Origin of the sequence: Pseudoalteromonas sp. MT33b (assembly GCF_014117385.1) — a bacterium.
GTDB lineage: Bacteria > Pseudomonadota > Gammaproteobacteria > Enterobacterales > Alteromonadaceae > Pseudoalteromonas > Pseudoalteromonas lipolytica.
In genome coordinates, this window is record NZ_CP059831.1 from 1,734,902 (window position 1) to 1,755,392 (window position 20,491).

Consider the following 20,491-nt stretch of genomic DNA (forward strand, 5'->3'; position numbering starts at 1 on the left):
CCAGTGTTTTACTTAAAGCCTGGTAACAATGACAGTTCCACTCCCCTTACCCAAACGCCCTAGACGCTCTAACTTTAAGTTAGTGCCGAATAGCCAAGTGCATTTAAACAAAGCCAATAACGCCACTGAGGTGTATGACCTTGAAGGTGCTTATTGGGAGTTTGAGATTGAATTAGCCAATGTGCCAGAGCGTGAAGCATTGGCGCTTGATGCGTTTATTGCAAGCCTTCGTGGGCAAGTGGGTACCTTTACCCTGCTCGATTACCGTCGAGAGCAACTTGATAAAGACTTTACTGGGTATGTGCGTGGTGAAAACCAAGACGGCAATACGCTGGTTATTGATGGTTTGCCTCTAAACCAAACCTTGTTGGTTGCTGGCGAACGTATGCAAGTGGGCGTTGGCCAAAATACAGAACTCAAGATTTTAACCGGTGATTTGGTCAGTGATTCACTTGGCCGTGCCACTGTCGTGTTTGAATCGCCCCTGCGTAAAATCCCTGCTGATAACACCTTAATCACCTTTAAACAGCCGCGTGGTTTGTTTCGCCTTGCGGATAATAACCAGGGTATCGATAGCGCTGAATACAAAAAAGGCATTGTCACCAGCTGGAAGATTAAAGGACGGGAGGCGTTTTAATGGAGTCGTTAAACGCTGGTTTACTTGCTGATTTAGCCACTAGTGGCCGTGCCCGTTACTTTGTTCGCCTGGCATTTAAAAGCGGTGATGTATTACTGCATACAGGTGTAGGAGAGCGCCGTTTTAAAAACTTAACCTGGCATGGCTTAGGTATGCTGGGCACGGTGAGTGAAATCCCCGCTAATGACAAGAACGACAGCGCCCGTATTCGCTTAACCCTTCACACACAAGACACTGCCGTACTGGCTGAAGTCGCTGAAAATGATCCTATTGGCCACACTTGTGAAATCTACCTTGTTACCGTGGATGAGCACTACCGCGTAAGCCAAAGCCAGCTGCTTGAAAGTGGTTACATTGTGGCATGCGATGTAGAGCGCGGCGCAGTATCACAAGTGCAATTAAGTGTGGCAGGTGAAAGTGAACGCTGGAAAGAATCTCGCTTAAACCAGCGTTGGAATGATGCCACACAACGCGCCCTTTATCCTGATGATGCCTTTTTCAGTGAGCAAGCGTCTGCCAATAAACAAAATCTACCTGACACACAACCTGGTAACTACATAGGGAATAAACGCCGTGAACGCCACCGTTAAACTAGCCGCCTTTATAAATCAACGTAATTGCATGCCGTTTCAGTGGGGCAAAAATGATTGCTGCCTACTCGTAGCAGATTGGGTTCGCTTTGCGACAGGCCAAGACGTTGCTGCAGATTTTCGGGGTAAATACCGCTCTGAGAATGGTGCGTTTAAACAACTCTTTAAACGTGGTTTAAACGATGTTCAAAGCGTGTTTAAAGACCGTTTAAACCCTGAAATTCCCATTGCGTATGCACGGCGTGGTGATTGTGCCATCGTTGAATTTAACGGTGAACTTGTTGGCGGGATTGTCACGGTTAATGCGGTGGTGTGTGTGGGTGAGTATGGCCTAGTCACCAAACCTATGAGCTATGTGAAAGCGGTTTACCCATTGGAGCCGCGTAATGTCTAAAGTTGTCGATACCGTTGTAGACACAGGCGGCGACTTATTCGGTATTGGTCGCAGTCTCTTTGATAAAACGGTGGGCGCGCTATGGGACTCACTTACCCCTGATGTGCCTGAAGAAGACTTAGCCACGCTTGCTAAGGGCTTACAAAAAGGCATAGACCAACCGCGCCGCATTACCTTTGGCCGTGACCGTGTTGGTGGGGTTATTGCTCACCAAGCTGAAGTTGAGCGCGATAAAAAGAAATTTGTTCAAATGGTGGTGCTAATTAATGGTGCCCCGATTGATGCCCTCGAAGAAATCTACATTGCTGATAAGCCGCTTACTGAGTACCCAAGCGAAAGTTGGGACTACGAATTAAGCGATGGCCGCCACACAACAGCGAACAGTAAAGCGGTGGCTAAAATGGCAGGTTGGACTGCTGAACACATTGGGTATGGCCAAGCACACATTTTTGTTGAGTTTGAAAATAATCGCGAAGTGTTTCCTGATGGTATTAGCGATACTGAGTTTTTAATTCGCGGTGCCCGGGTGTGGGACCCGCGCGATACGAATCAAAACCCTGACGATGAAACCACGTGGCTTTGGTCACAAAACGCGGTGTTATGTGCCCTACACTATGTACGTTTTTATGGCGCGCATGAAGTTCCTTTTGAGCGCTTACCGCTTGAGTGGTGGATTGCTGCCATTAACGTGTGTGATGAAGAAGCCGAATTTACTGATAAAGACGGCAATATCACCACTGAGCCACGTTATACAACAAACGGCAGCTTTACCTTTACCACGAAACCCCTTGATGTATTAAACCAACTTGAAGCCTGTTTTGCGGGTAAGATTTTTAGACAAATGGGCCAATGGTATGTGCGTGTGGGTGCCTGGTATGGCAACCCGACATACACCATTAATGCAGATGATGTTCACGGGAACATTAAGATTAAATGGCATGCCGATTTACGCGACCGCGCCAATGTGGTTCGCGCTACATTTACCGACCCCGAGCAAAACTACGAGCGCACAGACGCGCCACCGGTGATATCTTCGGCATACCAGACGCATGATAACCAGATATTAGAAAAGTCGATAACTTTACCGTTTGTTAGAAGCAGTACGACAGCACAGCGCTTGGCCACCATACACCTTGAACAAACACGCTTAGGTGAAATTGAATTACCCCTTAAGCACAAAGGCTTGGCCGCTGCAGTCGGTAGAACCGTCTACTTAAACTTACCTGGTGAATCAATTACCAACAAAATCTACCGTGTGACAGATCGCCGTTTTCGTTTAGATGGCGGCGTAACGCTAATGTGTATCGAAGATGGCCCTGGCTTATGGGGTGATAACTTAATACCAGGCGCACAAGATTTAACCCCAAATAGTGATTATTTAGTGGGCCGTCCGAAGCCTATTTTTGATGTACGGGTGACGATTGATGGCGATGGAAACGGCATTGTAAAGTGGAACCACCCTACACCACTGGCTGTGCATGAATACGATGTTGAGTTTATTCACGCCTCATCCAGTGAGCCCGTCTTCAAAACAACAGTAACGTACACACAAGTCACCACCCCTAAGCTTGCCCTTGGTGAATACACCGCACGTATTAGCGCTAGAAATATTTTTGGCCAACGCTCTGATACGGTCGGTGTGCAGTTTAGCGTGCTTACCCCATCGATACCGGTTGTACATGTACTTGCTGATTACAATCAAATCACCCTGACAGCCGAGCTTGCTGCTGCAGGCATTGGTACACAGTTTGAATGGGAGTTCTTAGGGACAACCGCACAGCCGCAATCGGGTGAACGTGTTTTAGCACAGATTTATAACCGAATTGGTTTGAAGAGCGAAACGGAATACAACTTTAGAGTACGCAGTGTGAACCACTTAGGTTCATCCGCGTGGGTGGATGTATCGGCCACCACCACGACAGTCGACTTAACCGAGTTTATTAATGAGCTTCCCCTTACGCGTTTAAGCCAGGAAGCACAAAATTTAATTAACGATATTAATCAGCAAATCGACCGTTTACGCCCTGAGACTGAGAATAACTTACCTTCGCTCATTGCTAAGAATATTAATGCGATTACGGGCCTTGCTGAAAAAGTAGAGGTCATTGATGCAGAGAACCCGAACAACTTACAAAGCCAGCTTGCACAATCAAACAGTAAAATAAATGAGTTAGAACGTGTTACCGAAGTACTGGATGCATCAAAGAACAACAGCCTCCCTGCACTGATTAAAATCAATCAAATTGCTATTGAAAGCCAGCGCCTACAGCAACAGGATTTAGGCTTAAGTGTTTTAAATGTGACAGCAGCCTATACCAATTGGCGCAATGAGTATGAGCGCAGAGCCTTTAACAATGAGCGATTAATCGATGCAGCTGTGTATGTTGATCCAGATACCGGCACCATCGTTAACCGTGCATTTGCCTACACAGATGAAAGCTTTAACAGTGCGCAGCTTCTTATTGAAGGCGCTGAAAGTAAAATCACACTCAACGCGAAGCAACTAGCACAATCACAAAACCGTATTACACAAGCTGAAGCAACGTTAAAGCTTCAAGCGGGTCAAATTACACAGCGTGCTACGTATGCAGAAGTCGAAGGGCAAATTGCCGGTGCCCTTGCGGCATTACAACCTGCGTACAGTTGGCAATTTAACACGGGGGTTGAAGGGTTTACGGGTGCAGATAGCCACCATGCCCAAGGTTATATTGTGGCCACCAACCCTGTATCTACACCGGTAATTAGCTACGATGCCACTGAAAACCCGATGTTTAGGTTACGTGTGCGAAAGCATACTGGCTCAATATGGAAAGGCAATATCACGTTTAATGGCGGCGCTACCCCACTTCATTTACCAGAGCCAACAACGGATGAATGGGAAACGTTGACCCTTGATGCAACCGGCACAAATGGGTATGTAGGCACAATTACCAGCCTCGCGTTTGATTTAGGCTCCTGTGACATTGATTTTATTGAAGTAGGAAAACGTGGCGCGAATGACTTAGCCCTTGCTGATATTACCGCGCGCACGACAACACTTGAAAATGATATCAATGCCCGCACCGGTATCATGGCGCAGTACGCAACAACAGCCTGGGTTAATGCGCTTGGGTTTCAAACACAAAGTAATGTACAAACCTTAATTGACTCGTTTAACACCCAATACAATATTAGTGCAGTATTACAGGCGTTTTCAGACAACAACACCATTTTAAAAGCGAACGCTGCACAATCATGGATTGATGGCGCAAACGCCACTATACGCGACCAAGTTACCAGTATTCTAAACAATGAAGATGGCGTAAATCAGCGCATAGCGAGTGCCGAGCAAAGTTTAGATGCGATTAAAGGCGAAATCAGCCAAAGCGTAACGCAAATAAGCGGCCTTGAATTGGATGTAAAAGAGCAAGGTTTAGCAGATATCCTTCAAGCGTATAACCAGTTACAGCAAGACAAGGATTTAGCCGAGCAAGGCTATAGCTTAGCTGTTGCTAATGAAAAGCTAACGGCTGTTACGAATGACGTTGGCTCATTAGCGACGCAGCAATTAGAGTTAGCCGGTGCTTTTGCTCAAAACCAAGCCTATTTAATAAGCTTAAATCAAGCCTTTGCTAATGAACGTTCAGCACGAAGCAGCACCGAACGTGAATTAAGAGCTGAAATTACCCGAGAAGGCGAACGCTCAGTTGCCCAAGCAAACGAACGGCTTGAGGCGACTGTGGGCTATTGTATCGATGCAGATGGAAACCGCGTTGATGAAGTTGATGCCCTAGCCTGTATTGCCGCTGGCCATGAATGGGTAGCAGGTCCATTAGTTGAGCTAATTAACAACTACACAGCAGTATTTGTTGGTGCGCAAGGCTTCCAAACTGCGTCTAACGTACAGCAATTCATTAGTACGTTTGACGGTGAGCATGGCATTACCGCAACAATCCAGCAAATTAACGATGACGGTGTTATTGAAGCTGCTAAAGAAGCCCAGCAATGGATCAACGCAGCGGATGGAACAATTACTAATTTAATTACTCAGTTCGTAAATAGACCGAACGGTATAAATGATTCAATCGCGTTGGCTGAAGAACAAATTCGCGCTAATGCGGATGACCTATCGACTGAAGTAACAGCACGTGAGCAATTAAGTGCGCGTATGGGCGAAGCTGAAGCTGACTTAATATCGTTAGATGAAGCCATTATCACTGAACAGCAAGCCCGTGCCAGTATGGGATCGCAACTTCGCATCGAGTTTCAAAACCAAGATTTAGCGATGCTCGCTACGGCCAATGAGTTTACCCGTGCGGTAACAGGCTATTGTGTTGATGCACAAGGCAACCGAGTTGATGAAGACGATGCTGTTGCGTGTGAGGCGGCTGGCCATACGTGGGTTGATGGTCCTGCAGTTCAAAGAGCTGTAGAAATTGGCGCAGCGTGGGTTACTCTGCAAGGTTTCCAAACTCAAAGTAACGTACAGCAATCACTTAATACGTTTGATGCTACGTATAAAGTCAGCGCGACCCTGCAGCAGTTTGCTGATAATGACACACTTCAAAAAGCCAACAATGCCCAACAGTTTATTAATGGTGCAGAGGCTTACATTGCGCAGCGCATTACGGCATATAACGCACAAGAAGACGGTGTAGACGCCAAGTTTTCAGACGTACAAGAGCGCTTAGATGCCGCTGAAGGCACAATATCAACGAGTATTGTACAGATCCAAGGTTTGAGCCTGGCGCAACAAGCAACCGACTTAAACGCAGTGATAGCTGCGTATAATGCCTTAATCCGTGATAACGAACTTGCAGAGCTCGATGTTAAAGCGGCCTTTGCAAACGAAAAGCTTCAAGCGCAAACAACTGAATTTGAAAGCCTGGCACAACAGCAGCTTGAGCTTGCAGCACTATTCAATGACAGCCAAGCAATTATTACGAGCTTAAATCAAGCGGTATCAAACCAATATCAATCGAGTGTAATACGCGACCAACGTTATCAAGCAACGTTTGATAGTGTTAGCGCCCGTTTTAGTGATGTTACAACGGCCATAGCGACGATTGATGAAGCTAACACAGTTCGTGATGAAGAGTTTGAATCGTTTGTTGCTGACACAATCGCGCAATTTGATGAAGTAACCGAAACCTTTGCCAGTCAAGACCAAGCCTTTAGCACCCTGCAGCAAACGCTGACAGCAAAAATAAATGAAGACACCGCAGCGGCAAAAAACGAAGCAGTATCAATCGCACAAGAGTACACCCGTACTGCCGTTGGACATTGTATAAATGCCGAGGGCCAAATAACCAGCGAAAATGATGCTGTTCAATGTGTGGCCAATGGTGGTTCATGGGTTAATGGTCCGCTTGCTGAGTTCATTGCCAATATGCAAATTAGTGATGGTGAAAACAGCGCGAGCATTAAACAACTACGCCAATTGTTTACGACGTTAGACGGTAAACTAGTTGCGCGTGGTGGTTGGACGCTTGATAACAACGGTCGCGTGGTGGGGATTGCGGGTTATAACGATGGAGAAGTAGGCAACCTCGACTTGATTGGTGATGTGATCCGCCAAGGTGTGATGGTAGGTGAGACCTTTGTACCAACCTCATACGTTGACAACTCAGACCCAGCTAATCCTGTGCATATATTCAAAGGCCGTTTAGTACTGGGTGACGGCCACGCTGTTAGCAACCTTGACGATATCAAAGCGCAAGACGGTAAAGACGGGTCGGATGGTCAAGATGGCCTAAACGGCAAAGACGGTATTACCCCTTCATTCTCAACGAATCCTGATGGCTCTTACACAATTAGTAATGGTAGCGAGCAAATAACAATACGCGATGGTGAAGATGCTCCCATACCGACTGTCACTAATAACGGGGATGGCACCTACACAGTGACAGATGGTGAAGGTAATAGTGTCATTGTTAAAGATGGTCAAGACGGTTACTCCCCCGTTAAAGGCACCGATTACTTTGATGGGAATGATGGCAGCTTTGTTAGCTACATATTTAGATCATCATTAACCAAACCCACTACCCCAACAGGCGGTACATTTAATGGCACATCTGAAACCTTCCCAACTTATTGGGCTGATACGCCTGTCTATATCGATGGACAAATTACCTGGGTGTCTAAAACACGTTGGCACTTACTAAATAATACCTGGACTAATACAAGTTGGTCTTCGCCTGTTGAATACATCATTAAAGGTGATAAAGGTGCTGATGGGCAAAATGGCGCTGATGGCCAAGATGGTTTAAATGGGCAGAATGGACAAGACGGCGCTGATGGTAGTCGAGGCTCTATTGCTGTTGATATTGCTACTTCAACAGGTACTTGGTCTGATTCAGTCGCAAATGCAAATGTACCTGGCTCCCCTGTTATTCACGATCGTGTCACGATTTACAAATCATCCGACCCCAGTATTCAAACAACAAAACGCTTTAATGGCTCGTCTTGGGTAAGTTATGCCCTGCAAGTGCATGGTAGCGCCATAATTGACGATACCCTTGATGCCAGGGCTATCAGAGCTGGTACCAGAATGGAATCACCACGTATAGACCTGATAGGTGGTGCGTTCATGAAAATTGAACTTGCCAGTGGCTTTGGGCCTGATAATTTGTGGTATTGGTACGGCCCTAAAATTATGAGTAATGGCTTACCTAATCTCAATGCCCTATCAAAAGCAAATGGTATTGAATGGAAAGATACCGCTGGTAACGCCTATTTTGGTGGAGCCATTACAGCTGGTGTACTAAGTACAGCGCTATCTACAACGAATTTATCAGCCACAGCGAGCGTTACAATTGGTCCCTTCGGCTCAAATGGCGGCACTATCGACATTGTGTGCTCTTTATTGGCTACATCAAATGCAAGTGGCCACAGCGATACATCGCCATCCGCCCCGCCTGCCCCGACATACACCATCAACTTATATGAATACATCAATGGCGGTTGGCTATCTCGTAAGGCACAAACATTCACGGGAAATAGCAGTGTATCCAGTGAATATGACTTTGAATCTAAAAAGTATATTTGGTCAACGAGTCAAAGTTGCTCAGGTTCTTTCACGTACACAGACAACAAACTAAACACATCCAACCGGACCTACAAACTTTCAATTACAGCTCGTACAGGGTTTCAAACATCCGGTAGTTACGATCCATCACAAAAATTAACCTTAATATCGCAAGAGGACTAACCATGCCAGCATTTACAGCCGAACAGGCCAGTATAAATAACGGCTCTAAAGTCGTACAAATAAACAGTGGCGAGAGTGTCGCCAATATACGTAGCGGTGACTTTTTAGTCCTTGCAGGCTTTATAGTTGAAATAAACCGCGCATTTGTGGGCGCAGCAAACGAGCAGCTTATAGAGCTTGTACAAGCCTGGTCACATAGCACTCAGAGTAACCAATCATGTATTGTTATTCCAACAACAGCCGAGTTTAAAACCGTTGTTGCGGCATTAAATGAAGCCAACATGCTTGTAAATAACAATTATAAAGCGATGCAAGATTGGCAAACTAAAACAGGCACCGTAACGTTTAGCAACAAAGACGGCACAACGACTACAGTTAAAACTCTCAAGCAGATTGAAGCCGATAACGCCGCACAACTGGAAGCCTATCACCCCTACCCGTGGGCCATGCGTAAAGTCGAGTTTGAAGCTCGCCGTGCAGCTAATAATGAAAAGTTTGCAGCCAGTGGGTTTGTGCATTTTGGTATTGGGCATTCAAGTGGAAATGTAAATAGTGGATTATGGACAGCTACCTCTTTGGGATCTAATACCTTTGCTTTGGGTAAATCTGGAGCCGCTTCTGGGCAAGTTGGTGATTCAGAAACAGATTACCCTGTAGTAAATATAGCGGGTGTAATTACAGATATAAATTCGATCGGATATGCTCCCTCAAAAGACCTTTCGCTAGTAAAATTACCTCCTGCGGAAGATGGTACCCGTACATATGACAGCGCAACAGGTGTTTCAGTGACACACGCAACCTCAGCAATCGCTTTTGCCAGTGAAACTGATACTAATAAAGTGGTTACTGACCGAGTTGATATGTGGGGCCTTGAAGGCTTCTTACGTGAAATTAATGATGCAGATCCTTTTGTTTATAATAAGGGTGAGATCCAAAGTTTGGCTACAAGTATTAATGGTATAGCAACGGTAAGTGACACTGTTAGACCAATCACTTACTTTGCATGGTATGAAGGAGATACAACTAGCCGTGGCAAAGGTGTTAATTGGCAAACGGCTACAGAATCACAACGCATTATTATAGCTAGCGACCCTAAAAATAATATCCGATTTGATGATAAGACAGGTAAGTTTTACCAGTGGTGTATCCGAGGTCGCAGTTTTGCAGGATTAGGTAATGGGGATTGGGGTTTTATTGAGGGGATTCTAAATACCTCTAGATTGACTTTTTCAGGCTCTACATTAAAAGCCTATGTAAATCCACAAGGTGCCTTAAATACAGATGTTTCATACTTAGATGTTGATAAACCTACAGATGAAAGAGCGCAATATGTAGGGTTTGGGGCTACAAATTCTATTCTGTTTTCTGACAAAATTGACACAGGTCTGTTTGGTATTGCTAAGTACTCAGGTTCTGATTCCTCAAATACTAAGATTGCTGTAAATGGTGAATGCTATTTCTTAGTTTGTGGCACTGTTAGTAGGTTGAATCAAGGAGCATATCACCCTAGCTTCAACTCGTTCGGTGCAGCAAAAGCCAGCGATGATAAAAGGTGGTATGAGACAGTACAAACAGTCACCTATAAAGCTGACTGTTTCGACCCAAGTAAACTATTAACTGGCTCAGGATCTATTGCAAGCGTCAAGAGCGGTCGTTCTGATGACCGTTACTATGATGCAATATATGCCAACGGCCAAGGCGGAGTTTGTAGGGATATGCGGTATAGGGCTTCTGGACTAACCGATGTTGATTTTGCAGAAGCGGATTTAAGTATTAAAGATGGAACTTATCGTGGTACTGAAAAACCGCCATTCAGTGTGCCATTCGTTGTAGGTCCTAACTCAATTACAACATATATTTCTCTTGGGGAAACTAAGCCTGATTGGTGGGATGATAAGATATTAGGGACTGGGAGTGTTACCGACTTAGGCACCTCTAAGATGTATGTATATAATCAAGCTACAGGGGAAAAACTTTTTGTATGGTTATCAGGATATACAACTACAAGTAACATAGGGTGGTATCTAAGGACGGTTAAAGTTGAATTTGCTAGTAGCACAGCAGCAAATGATAACCACGGTTTAGTTGGGGGCGAGTCTCTTATTTTACAAACGACATCTGATAAGTCCCTTTCAAAGTTCAGTGTTTCTGGTGATTACACATATGCGGATGTAATAGGTGATCCCGCTAATATCTTCATGTGTGACGATTTGAAAAATGGATGGATTGGGGGATGGTGCCAAGATATACCGGATGGTACGAGTAAGAATTTTAAATTAACAAGGCCCGCACAAATCTCACAGAGTTACCCCTCTCCATATACTTTGGATAATGGAGATAATTGGATAGCTACACCCAGAACCATTGACTTAACGACTAATAGTATTTTAGGTGTGGCATGGGGTGTAGGTTTTGTTACAGCAATAAATTATACCGTAAAGGCGAGGGTTACCAAGCGCTCTATAAATAGTGAGATTTATGGTAGGAAAGGTGGTTTAGGTTCTGTATTTGTAAGTGCTTGGAGTTCTTTCACCGGTGGTAAACTGTTGGCAGATTCTTTAATAAGTAAAACATTGGTAGGGACTAACACGTTTGCTAGAACAATGACCTACAACCTTTCTCAAGGTTCTTTGAGTTTTGATAGAAAATTACCAAATTCTATTAGTTATCCTGTCAAGCATACACCTGTTGATATCAATACAGTGGATTCCCCTGCGTTCAAAGCTCTTAACTATAACGTAGTTGAAAACCAGCAAGCCTTTATTAACTACGCATATACAGAACTTAAGAACAACGGCATCGACTGGGGGGATGATGGCAAAGTTCATATCGCAGATAACCAAACCACAATGCCCGACGAAAATGGTAACACTGTTTTAGTTGGTACAGCTCGTTGTGTAGAACCTTTAGGATGGATTAAAAATGACAAATAAATTAGACGCTATTTTAGATTTTATCGTTCTCGATGACGAGCAAAACCCTGTTCTTAACGAGCAGGGTTTGCCAACTTTGCTACAAGGGCCCGTAGGCGCGAAGAATATCCCTGAACTTATAGCTAAAGGTAAAATTGGAAATTTAGCACTATTCGCTGAGCTTGAGAGTAAAACGGAACAATGGGGATGGGCTGGCGCCTATTACAATTACTTAGTCGAACTAAACGAAGTTGAACAATACAACGCTAACTTACCCGCGCCGGTTGCAAAGGAGGATGGCAGCATAACGGAAGTCGAGCCTAAGCCTTTACCATCGGCACCAGAGCGGCCAGCGATAAGAACTGTCGAGGAAGTACTTGAACCGTACAAGGTCACTATTTTTAAACTTGAGCGCCAAAGCCAAATTGATAATGCGATTGTTGAAATATCAACAGGCAAAAAGTTCGATGCCGACGAGTTGAGTATTACGCGACTAGCTAATGCACTTATCAAACATTGGCAGTTAAATGATTCAGATATTATTCCTTGGTCAACTGCTGATGTTGGAACTGGAATAATGATTGATTGTACGAAAGCCGAAATTATAGAAGCACACCAACTAGCGACTGATAACTTTGCTCAAACATGGGCTTTAAACAGCTAAGCCCTTCTTTAAGTTTAAAGGTAGTTTAAATCAGTTTTAAACTGCCTTTAAATCACTAACCTTACTCTGAATTAATTAAAACTAGTCTTATTTAACATAATTAAGCAATTCTAAAATCTTACGTCTTTTTTTCCAAAAACAATCGGCGGCTTACAATTGTGAGTTAAAAGCAATTTGTGTTTGTCATTTCTATCACGGTTTAATTTAAACGATCTGATTTACACTCACTCTCATTTAAGTGGCAATCTGTCATTACACTGTTTGTCTGTTTAAATACACATTGCTTTACTAGCGTTACGGTTTGCACGGTCTGGTTATTTATTAATTTTTAGAGATGGTTGTTTATAGGTACCACGCGGTGAATCTTATGTGCCTTATAAATTCATCAACAAGATTGAATTTTTACAACGCTCTGTTCGTTATAACGAAAGCAATGTAGATGCCCTGCGAGCTAAAATTGCACACGTGTATGATTTAGTTGAAGTTAGTGAAACACTGAAAATCATTGGTTTTTGTCACTTCTTTATTACCAATAACTTATGACTTAATCTAAATGAGTTTTCAGCTTCCTCTAAAAGATATTGTTTTGAAGTACGGAGATAAGAAAACAGCATAATATTATAAGGCCGCGTGACGGCGACCTACTTTAAAAACAATATTTAATGCATAATTGAAACTGTTTTTAAAAAGGAAGTTTTATGAAATTAAGAAGAATCTTTGTCAATTATATGATTCCAGTTTTTATTGCCCTATCTGTTGTCATTTGCTCTTTTGCAGCTTATTTAATAGTTAATGATAAAAAAAATACCTTAGAAACCATTTCTGCACTAAGTAGTTTAATTGGTTGCACGTTTACAATAGCAGCATTCTTAATGGCTTATAGGGAGTATTTAATTCAAAGAACTAAGCAAGGTTCAAGTGAGTTTAGAAAGTTTGTTTCTGGAAAGATAAACCCCCTTCAGTTTGAATTTCAACACATGTATGTCACAGCGTTTTACTTTTTCAAACAAAAATTGACAGGTGAAAAAAGTTACAATTCAGAAGCTTTGTTTAATATTTCAAACACACATACTGAAAGTTACTTCAAGATGTCTGATTCATATGAAGATATAAAATTTTATTGCCCGATACTTTCAAGAGAAATTTATAACGATGTTCAAGTGATTCTTTATCAATATAAAACTTATATAAATGCCCTGAACTACATCTTGACAGTTGATACAAAAGAATTGCTTGATTATACAGGCACTAACGATAACGATGGGATTTATTCGCCAATAGAGGGCGAAGTAAACCATGTGATTTTATCTCTTATTTCTCAATGCAACAAAACAAATAGAGGACAGTTAGCTCCACCAAAAGAGTTTTATGAAGCAGTAGAGAAAATCAAAAAAATTAAAGCACTATAAGTTACTACTTATAGTGCTCATATCTTAGTTTAAAGCGTCAAAAAGAGCTTCAACCAATTCATCATCAAGCTTGTTTTCTGACTTACTTGCTAAATGCTTAGCTGTAGCTAAACAGACACGTTTTATAAATGCTTCGGTTAGCAATTTAGCTGCTAAATATTTACCTAATGTCGCTATCATAATTTATCCTGCAATTTCGTTATATCTTCACCGTGTTTTTTAATTACTTGTTTTATCCAAGTAATATCTGTTTTCACTGCGGCAATGGTGGCGAACGCGCCACCAATTTCAACAATAATTACGAATAACAAATTTATTGAGTTTGCACCGATGGCCATACCCTACCCCTTGGCCGCTATCGTTATGGTTTCAGCGTTTATAATGCAAGGTTATCCATCTGTTTTATAATGCAATTTTCTTATGACAACCAATTCTCTCTATAAAGTACTGGTCATGGCTGACTATGATAAACCCGCCATTAAATGCGTGTAATGCATCGGCTAAAAGCTGTTTTGATTCAAGGTCTAGGTGATTATCGGGCTCGTCGAGTAACAAAAAAACATGCTTTTCAATATGGCTTACGATACACATTGCGAGTTTCATTTTTTCGCCACCACTTAACTGTGCGGCTTGTTTATAAACGTCGTCTTTTCTGAAGTTTAAACTAGCAAGCAGTGTTCGGGCTGTATTGTGGTTTAATTCGCGGCAATAGAACATTAGGTTATCAAGCAGGGTTAAGTCATTATTTATTAATGAAAAATGTTGGTCTAAATAATAGAGTGGTTGATTAACATGTATCTGCCCTGCTCTAACTGGCAATTTAGCCATCATCGTTTTTAAAAGTGTTGATTTGCCGGTGCCATTGGCGCCCGATAAATGTATTTTTTCATCATTAAAAAGCGATAAATTTAAGGGGGTGTGCGAACCATACTGCAATACAACGTTCTCGAGTGTTACTGCTTTTTGGCGTTTAAACTCTGTTTGATTTAAATAGAACTGTTGGGGTTTTATTTGCTCAAGTTGAGATATAAGCACTTGCTTATTTTTAGTGATTTGCGCCTCTCTTTTTGCTGCGTTTTTACTTTGCGATGATTGATTTGCTGAGGCTCTGTCTTTTTTAGCATCTTGAAGCACTTTGGGCTGGCTGCCTGATTTTTGAAGCTTTGTGCCTTTATTCGCGCGTTTTTCTGCTTTTTGTTTATTAACTTGCTGTTGAGCTTCAAGCTTACTTTGTTGTTTTGTCGCTGCATTAAGCTTGTTTTCTAATGCTGTAACATGTAGCTGTTTTTGGCGGGTGTAATTTGTAAAGTTGCCACCATAAACAACTAACCCCAGTGACGATAGTTCCCATATTTCATCAACAATTTCTAGTAACTCTCGATCATGGCTGATCAGTACTATTTGCCCTGGATATGATTCAATTTGATTTTTTAACCATGATTTACCCTGATTATCTAAATGATTTGAAGGCTCATCGAGAATCAAAATATCGTGCTTTAAGGTAAATAAAGCCCATAATTTTAATTGACTGAGTTGCCCGCCACTTAAGGAATTCGCACGCGCAGTGGCAGTTATGTTTTTAAGGCCTAATTTATTTAATACAGAATTAAAGTGTTGCTCTAAATCCCAATAACCATCCACTATTGCTAAGTCGTGCTCTGTGAATTGGCCTTCATTAATTGTCTGCAAGGCGTTGAAGTAATGATCAAGCCCTATAGATTCAGCAACTGTGAGGGTATTTAACCGTTTAATGTCGTCGACTTGTTTATATATACCCATTACGCCGCTGCTGTTTACTGTTCCTGACGTTGGTGAGCGCTCTTTACAAAGTAACGATGCTAAAATTGATTTTCCACTGCCATTGCGACCAACAAGTGCGGTTGTTTTTGCTGTTAATGACAGTGTTATATTGTTAAACAGACATTTGCCATTGGCATGCTGAAAGCAAAGGTTAAAAGCGTGAAGTTGTGGCATAGTGCCTCCTGTAATACAGGGGCAGAAAGCGTTGGTAACGCAAAGATAATTTACGCGTGTAAAGTGATAGTGAGTAACGCCTACTAACCCTGTTGGTCCAAAGAAAAAATGAAATTGGATAACAGGTTTAGTTGTTCATGTTGGCGCGTGCTCCTAAATAATGAGACAAGATAATATCCAGCCCTTGCCAAAAAGGCAACGAGTTATGTTAGGCTAATATTCATAGAACGTGAAAGGAATGCATTTTGAATTTAGTTAATTGCCAAGCCATTCTCAATAATACTGTGCAAGTAAAACTGACACTTGATGCTAAAAAACGTGTTTTTGTTATTGGTGATTTAGATGCCGACCTACCCAAGTTTGAACGTGCGTTAGCATCGGTAAATTTTAATGCAGCGAACGATATATTATTTGCACTTGGCGATGTTATTGATAGAGGTGCACACAGTGTTGCCCTATTACAGAGGTTTAAAGAGCTGGGTGTTTATATGACTCTGGGTAATCATGAACATATGATGCTCGAATCAGTTCTTGCACAAGATAGTGGTTATCACGCGTTATGGGTTGAAAATGGCGGGCGTTGGCATTACGAATTAAGCGAGGCTGAACGTGTGGATGTTTGCCTGCAACTCCTAAATTGCCCTCTTTCTTACCTTATTGAATATGCAGGCATGACGATTGGTTTGTCGCACACGGTGCCACAAAATTGGCATTGGCAAAATATTCCTCGCAATCATTCTCAAGCCGTTACCGGCTTACTTTGGGATAGAGCTATTACAAAACAAGGAAAGGTTATACACAACCAAGGCGTCGACTTTTCTATTCATGGCCATAACTCGACCCCTCGGCCCTATTGGATTGGGAACACTTATCACATCGATACAAATTATTTAGGCGGTGAGCCAACACTTGTCGAGCTGAGTTCTTTAATAACCGACTTTAAACAAGCCCAGTCAATGGACTGACGCAAGTTCAGAGGGAATCTTTTCTTCGAGATACTGCTTGTACTTATACCTTGCGTGCCAAAGCTGTTCATCAGATTCTTGCAGGTAAATAAGTGGACCGGTATTTTTCTTTGCTAAACTGGTTAGTTTAGAATATTCACGGGTATCGATTTTGCCATCGCTAAAGTAACTATTTGAAATAGTTAGAAACTCAACGTCTTTGTACACTTCACTGTGCCAAATAAGAGAACGATACATACTGGCGGTTATTTCGGTTGGCTTATCGTTGCTTTGAAATATTTTCACTTCAGAGTAAATTGAGTTACCCGTAATTACGATACCAATTAACGATAGCGTTGTGAGAGTCATCATCCATTTCATGCTTTTATCCTCACTATTGATTACTTTAACTATAGGAGGAAAGCGAGATGTTTGATGTTTATTTAATCAATCACAGTTCGAAAAAGTATTTTCAAAATGCTTAATTACTGTTTTCTAAGTACCTATTTTGCGCATAGAGCTCACTGAGCCCTATGCGCGTGATACCATTTAGTGAAGTGCGGCTGTAAACGGAATGCTTTCACAGATTTTGGCTTCAGCAATAAGAATTTCTTCTAGTCGTGTATCTACTTCATGCTTGTCGAAATACTCGTAGGCAAGTTCGACAAATAAGTTTTTATGCTTTTCTTCAGATTTCGCGATGGCCACATAAAACTCTTTTTCTTTGCCAGCAGGTAGCGCTTCGGCAACTAATGAAAAGCGTTCATGCCCTCTTGCTTCAATAACACCCGCAACGAGTAGACGGTCCATTAAAAACTCGTCGCGGCCATTTCTAAATAAGCCACGAATTTGCTTAATGTAAGGATCTTTTTGATCGTTACCCAATGAAATATCGCGTTCCATTAATAGCTTGAGTACTTGTTTAAAATGAATCATTTCTTCAAGCGCTAAGTCGGTCATAGCTTTAACAAGTTTACGACGATCTGGGTAATGCGACAGCATTGACATAGCCATACCCGATGCTTTTTTTTCAGCGGCAGCATGGTCTTGTAAAAAGGTGTTGAAGTCCGCTAAGACACCTTCTGTCCATTCAAAGGGAGTGTGATATTTTAATTCAAACATGATAAGGAACAACTTAACTTATAATGGCGGCGATTTTAACGCATTTTGGTTATAAAATCTTGTGATTGTAACCAAGGGATTTATCTATTTTTCCATTGCGAGTTGAGGCTATTTTGTCGGGGTGTTTTATGTCATTCCAAGCCGTTACTTTACCGGCCATATTCAGTTGTTTAAAAACAATTGGTTGCTCGATTTGTAAAAATGCTTTGAGTGCGTCAGGGCTATGTTCGTCTGCAACATCAAGTGTTAATAGTTGCTGTTTTTTATCACTAAAATAGTTTTGCACTTGCTGTTGATGCCGCTTGTAACATGCAATAAGGTACTCATCTGATTCTATATCTGCCAGTGTGTAGTGGCCAAACACCTCTAAATAACAGCGTTTTAAATGGCTATTAAAGCCGCCATCTTCGCGCATTAAATTAGTATGCATGCGCGCAAGCAGTTGTCTTATTGAGGGGATCCATTTTGATAAATCACGCTGCAAATTAATAAAAATACTGTTTGGGTAATGCTTATCAAGTAACGGAAACTCACTAAAGACGGGAGTGTCAGCTATAACCTCTGCACTTTCAATTGCCGCTTGTGTATACGCTGTGTGGGCCGTTTTATAGCCTAATTGTAAAAAGCTATGGCAAATACTGGTAGTGCCTGTGCGCGGCAGACCTATTATAAAAATTTTATTCTTCATCTTAATTCGTATTAATTATGTTGGCATGAGCACTGGGGTTGCTTAATGAGTGGCGTTTTAAACCAGTCATTTTAGTGTCATTGCTAACGTTAGCAATGACACCCGCTTTTACCTACATAACTTGTGTAACTAATAACATGAAAGCACTGATAACCAGTGTTAAAAAGGTAAGTATCATACCAAAAGCACGTAATTTCATTACGTTATCAGCAAGCCCGTAGCTGTGACAAAATCGACCTAGTAGCAACATGCTTCCTAAAATATAACAATAATGACTTGATAGACCTTGGTACTCAACCAAGAACAATAAGATCAAAGTAAATGGCACATACTCTATAAAGTTTCTATGCGCACGAATTGCTGCTTGCAAAGATGCATCACCGCCATCGCCAAGTGAAATTTGCTTGGCTTTACGAATTTTAATAACACGAAAACTTAACTGAATGTATAAAATCGCCAATATGGCGGCAAAGGTTGAAACGATCACTGTATTTCCAATTCTTATTTAAAGTTAGACGCTTAGCACTATTTGTTGCTAGGCTATAAAATAGGTATTTAAGTTAGCACACTATTATGACTCGATAATGATTAATGTCTAACTGTTCTTAAAGGATATGCATGTTTACGCCAAGAAAAATTGCAGACAATTACCGCGAGATGATCAGCAGTATTGGGTTTTACCCATCGATGCTATCCGTTTTATTTCTTTTGTTTGCTTTAATCACAACTGCAATTGAATACACAGCTATCACAATGGAAGTTAAGCAATTTTTTGCTGTGCTATTAGTCGATAGTGAAGAAAACGCACGAACCATATTGAGTACCCTTGCCGGCAGTATTATTTCGCTAACCGTGTTTAGCTTTTCAATGGTAATGGTGGTACTTAATAGTGCCAGTGCGAGCCTGTCACCGCGAGTTTTACCTGGTTTGATCACTCGTAAATCGCATCAGCTTGTTTTAGGTTTTTACTTAGGCAGTATCATTTACACCATCATTATGTTGATAAACATACGCGCGATGGAAAACGGTGAAATGGGGATCCCCTCTTTGGGTATTTTCTTTTCTTTGCTGTTTGGCTTAGTGTCGTTGGGTTTTTTTGTTTACTTTATTCATTCAATCTCAAAGGCTATCCAAGTTGATAATGTACTTAACGATTTATTTAAAAATACCAAAAATGAACTCACCTGCATTGTCGCAATGCAAAAAGATACCGATGTAAATGAGTTTCCTAACTTTGATGAATGGCACAACATTAAGAGTGAAACAGAAGGTTATTTTAAAGGGGCTCACAGTGATAAATTATGTGCGCTGTGTAAAGAGCACGATATAAAAATTTATATTGCGGTTAAACAAGGTTTTTTCACTGTTAAAGGCTACCCATTCTTAAAGTGTGATAAAGATTTATCAGACATGCCTGAACTTGTTGATGCCCTGCTCAACTGTTTTATTTTTTATATTGAAGAATACATAAGTGACCATTATCGCTATGGTATGACGCAAATTTCTGAAATTGCCGTAAAAGCAATGAGCCCAGGTATTAATGATCCGGGCACTGCGGTTAAGGCCATTGATATGTTAAGCATTTTACTGATAGAACGCCTCAAAATAAGCGATGTGAATTATTCGCTAAAGCATTCAACGAATAATCAACCTTATTTATACTTGCACGAGACATCGTTTGATGAATTACTGCATGATAACTTCACACCCATTAGGAATTATGCAAAAAGTGATGCTTATGTGATGGTCAATGTACTTGAAGCATTTAAAAATATTTTGTTTAGATCGGCTGATAGCAGTAAAGCGACAGAAAGCTTATTTGTTTATTTAGAGGCCATTGTTGAAGACATTAATAAGCATATAACAAATGAATACGACCGTCAGCAAGTAACCAATATGCTCAAGGCTATTGCGCGTATTTCAGAACACAAAGGAAAGGCGTTGGTGGCAAAGTTTACCACCAACTAA

17 protein-coding genes are annotated in these 20,491 nt (G+C 41.6%); 10 read left to right on the forward strand and 7 right to left on the reverse strand.

Annotated elements, in window-relative coordinates; all coding sequences use genetic code 11:
• Positions 1-28: 28 nt before the first annotated feature.
• The 8 genes from H3302_RS07995 (at position 29) to H3302_RS08030 (ending at position 13,795) form a co-directional block, all read left to right on the forward strand.
• Positions 29-637, forward strand: a complete 609-nt coding sequence (locus H3302_RS07995) for a hypothetical protein (protein ID WP_259369893.1) — start codon at positions 29-31, stop codon at positions 635-637.
• A complete protein-coding gene (locus H3302_RS08000) occupies positions 637-1,227 on the forward strand; it encodes a hypothetical protein (RefSeq protein ID WP_182396361.1) in 591 nt (196 codons plus the stop codon). The genes H3302_RS07995 and H3302_RS08000 overlap by 1 nt, the downstream gene beginning before the upstream one ends.
• Positions 1,211-1,621, forward strand: coding sequence for a DUF6950 family protein (locus H3302_RS08005; protein WP_182396362.1), 411 nt, complete (start codon positions 1,211-1,213; stop codon positions 1,619-1,621). The genes H3302_RS08000 and H3302_RS08005 overlap by 17 nt, the downstream gene beginning before the upstream one ends.
• Positions 1,614-8,810 carry a hypothetical protein gene (locus H3302_RS08010; RefSeq protein ID WP_182396363.1) on the forward strand — a complete coding sequence of 2,399 codons (7,197 nt, stop codon included), beginning with the start codon at positions 1,614-1,616 and terminating at the stop codon, positions 8,808-8,810. Before H3302_RS08005 ends, H3302_RS08010 begins: the two co-directional genes overlap by 8 nt.
• A 2-nt stretch (positions 8,811-8,812) precedes the next feature.
• Entirely contained in the window at positions 8,813-11,743 is a 2,931-nt protein-coding gene (locus H3302_RS08015; RefSeq protein WP_182396364.1) for a hypothetical protein, read from the forward strand.
• Positions 11,733-12,386 (forward strand): hypothetical protein, encoded by a 654-nt coding sequence (locus H3302_RS08020; protein WP_182396365.1) that lies wholly within the window; start codon positions 11,733-11,735, stop codon positions 12,384-12,386. Before H3302_RS08015 ends, H3302_RS08020 begins: the two co-directional genes overlap by 11 nt.
• A gap of 369 nt (positions 12,387-12,755) precedes the next feature.
• Positions 12,756-12,929: a hypothetical protein gene (locus H3302_RS08025; protein WP_182396366.1), complete on the forward strand. Its 174-nt coding sequence runs from the start codon at positions 12,756-12,758 to the stop codon at positions 12,927-12,929.
• 155 nt (positions 12,930-13,084) lie between these two features.
• Positions 13,085-13,795 carry a hypothetical protein gene (locus H3302_RS08030; protein ID WP_182396367.1) on the forward strand — a complete coding sequence of 237 codons (711 nt, stop codon included), beginning with the start codon at positions 13,085-13,087 and terminating at the stop codon, positions 13,793-13,795.
• Between the two features lie 24 nt (positions 13,796-13,819).
• Here the strand turns inward: H3302_RS08030 and H3302_RS08035 are convergent, their stop codons facing one another.
• The 3 genes from H3302_RS08035 to H3302_RS08045 form a co-directional block, all read right to left on the reverse strand.
• Positions 13,820-13,975, reverse strand: coding sequence for a hypothetical protein (locus H3302_RS08035; protein WP_182396368.1), 156 nt, complete (start codon positions 13,973-13,975; stop codon positions 13,820-13,822).
• The gene (locus tag H3302_RS08040; RefSeq protein WP_182396428.1) at positions 13,972-14,133 is read right to left on the reverse strand and encodes a hypothetical protein; all 162 of its coding nucleotides are present in this window, start codon (positions 14,131-14,133) and stop codon (positions 13,972-13,974) included. Before H3302_RS08040 ends, H3302_RS08035 begins: the two co-directional genes overlap by 4 nt.
• A 64-nt stretch (positions 14,134-14,197) precedes the next feature.
• Positions 14,198-15,769 (reverse strand): ABC-F family ATP-binding cassette domain-containing protein, encoded by a 1,572-nt coding sequence (locus tag H3302_RS08045; RefSeq protein WP_182396369.1) that lies wholly within the window; start codon positions 15,767-15,769, stop codon positions 14,198-14,200.
• A 245-nt stretch (positions 15,770-16,014) separates the two neighbouring features.
• Between H3302_RS08045 and H3302_RS08050 the strand changes: the two genes are divergently transcribed.
• Entirely contained in the window at positions 16,015-16,734 is a 720-nt protein-coding gene (locus tag H3302_RS08050) for a metallophosphoesterase (protein WP_259369894.1), read from the forward strand.
• Here the strand turns inward: H3302_RS08050 and H3302_RS08055 are convergent.
• The 4 genes from H3302_RS08055 to H3302_RS08070 all read right to left on the reverse strand — a co-directional run bounded on the left by H3302_RS08055 (position 16,723) and on the right by H3302_RS08070 (position 19,010).
• Positions 16,723-17,094: a hypothetical protein gene (locus H3302_RS08055; RefSeq protein WP_182396370.1), complete on the reverse strand. Its 372-nt coding sequence runs from the start codon at positions 17,092-17,094 to the stop codon at positions 16,723-16,725. The genes H3302_RS08050 and H3302_RS08055 overlap by 12 nt on opposite strands.
• 168 nt (positions 17,095-17,262) lie before the next feature.
• Entirely contained in the window at positions 17,263-17,835 is a 573-nt protein-coding gene (locus tag H3302_RS08060) for a tRNA-(ms[2]io[6]A)-hydroxylase (protein ID WP_075593564.1), read from the reverse strand.
• A 49-nt stretch (positions 17,836-17,884) separates the two neighbouring features.
• Positions 17,885-18,523 carry a sulfotransferase gene (locus H3302_RS08065; protein WP_182396371.1) on the reverse strand — a complete coding sequence of 213 codons (639 nt, stop codon included), beginning with the start codon at positions 18,521-18,523 and terminating at the stop codon, positions 17,885-17,887.
• A 112-nt stretch (positions 18,524-18,635) separates the two neighbouring features.
• Positions 18,636-19,010 (reverse strand): MAPEG family protein, encoded by a 375-nt coding sequence (locus H3302_RS08070; protein WP_182396372.1) that lies wholly within the window; start codon positions 19,008-19,010, stop codon positions 18,636-18,638.
• Positions 19,011-19,141: 131 nt separating this feature from the next.
• Here H3302_RS08070 and H3302_RS08075 point away from each other — a divergent pair, with 131 nt between their 5' ends.
• Complete coding sequence (locus H3302_RS08075; RefSeq protein WP_182396373.1) at positions 19,142-20,491, forward strand: DUF2254 domain-containing protein; 1,350 nt, start codon at positions 19,142-19,144, stop codon at positions 20,489-20,491.

Excerpts from the sequence above, each read along its gene's own strand:
- H3302_RS08075 (WP_182396373.1), top strand. The coding sequence starts at position 19,142 with ATGTTTACGCCAAGAAAAATTGCAGACAATTACCGCGAGATGATCAGC.
- H3302_RS08020 (WP_182396365.1), top strand. The coding sequence starts at position 11,733 with ATGACAAATAAATTAGACGCTATTTTAGATTTTATCGTTCTCGATGAC.
- H3302_RS07995 (WP_259369893.1), top strand. The coding sequence starts at position 29 with ATGACAGTTCCACTCCCCTTACCCAAACGCCCTAGACGCTCTAACTTT.
- H3302_RS08035 (WP_182396368.1), bottom strand. The coding sequence starts at position 13,975 with ATGATAGCGACATTAGGTAAATATTTAGCAGCTAAATTGCTAACCGAA.
- H3302_RS08040 (WP_182396428.1), bottom strand. The coding sequence starts at position 14,133 with ATGGCCATCGGTGCAAACTCAATAAATTTGTTATTCGTAATTATTGTT.
- H3302_RS08065 (WP_182396371.1), bottom strand. The coding sequence starts at position 18,523 with ATGAAGAATAAAATTTTTATAATAGGTCTGCCGCGCACAGGCACTACC.
- H3302_RS08015 (WP_182396364.1), top strand. The coding sequence starts at position 8,813 with ATGCCAGCATTTACAGCCGAACAGGCCAGTATAAATAACGGCTCTAAA.
- H3302_RS08060 (WP_075593564.1), bottom strand. The coding sequence starts at position 17,835 with ATGTTTGAATTAAAATATCACACTCCCTTTGAATGGACAGAAGGTGTC.
- H3302_RS08045 (WP_182396369.1), bottom strand. The coding sequence starts at position 15,769 with ATGCCACAACTTCACGCTTTTAACCTTTGCTTTCAGCATGCCAATGGC.
- H3302_RS08010 (WP_182396363.1), top strand. The coding sequence starts at position 1,614 with ATGTCTAAAGTTGTCGATACCGTTGTAGACACAGGCGGCGACTTATTC.
- H3302_RS08000 (WP_182396361.1), top strand. The coding sequence starts at position 637 with ATGGAGTCGTTAAACGCTGGTTTACTTGCTGATTTAGCCACTAGTGGC.
- H3302_RS08055 (WP_182396370.1), bottom strand. The coding sequence starts at position 17,094 with ATGAAATGGATGATGACTCTCACAACGCTATCGTTAATTGGTATCGTA.
- H3302_RS08030 (WP_182396367.1), top strand. The coding sequence starts at position 13,085 with ATGAAATTAAGAAGAATCTTTGTCAATTATATGATTCCAGTTTTTATT.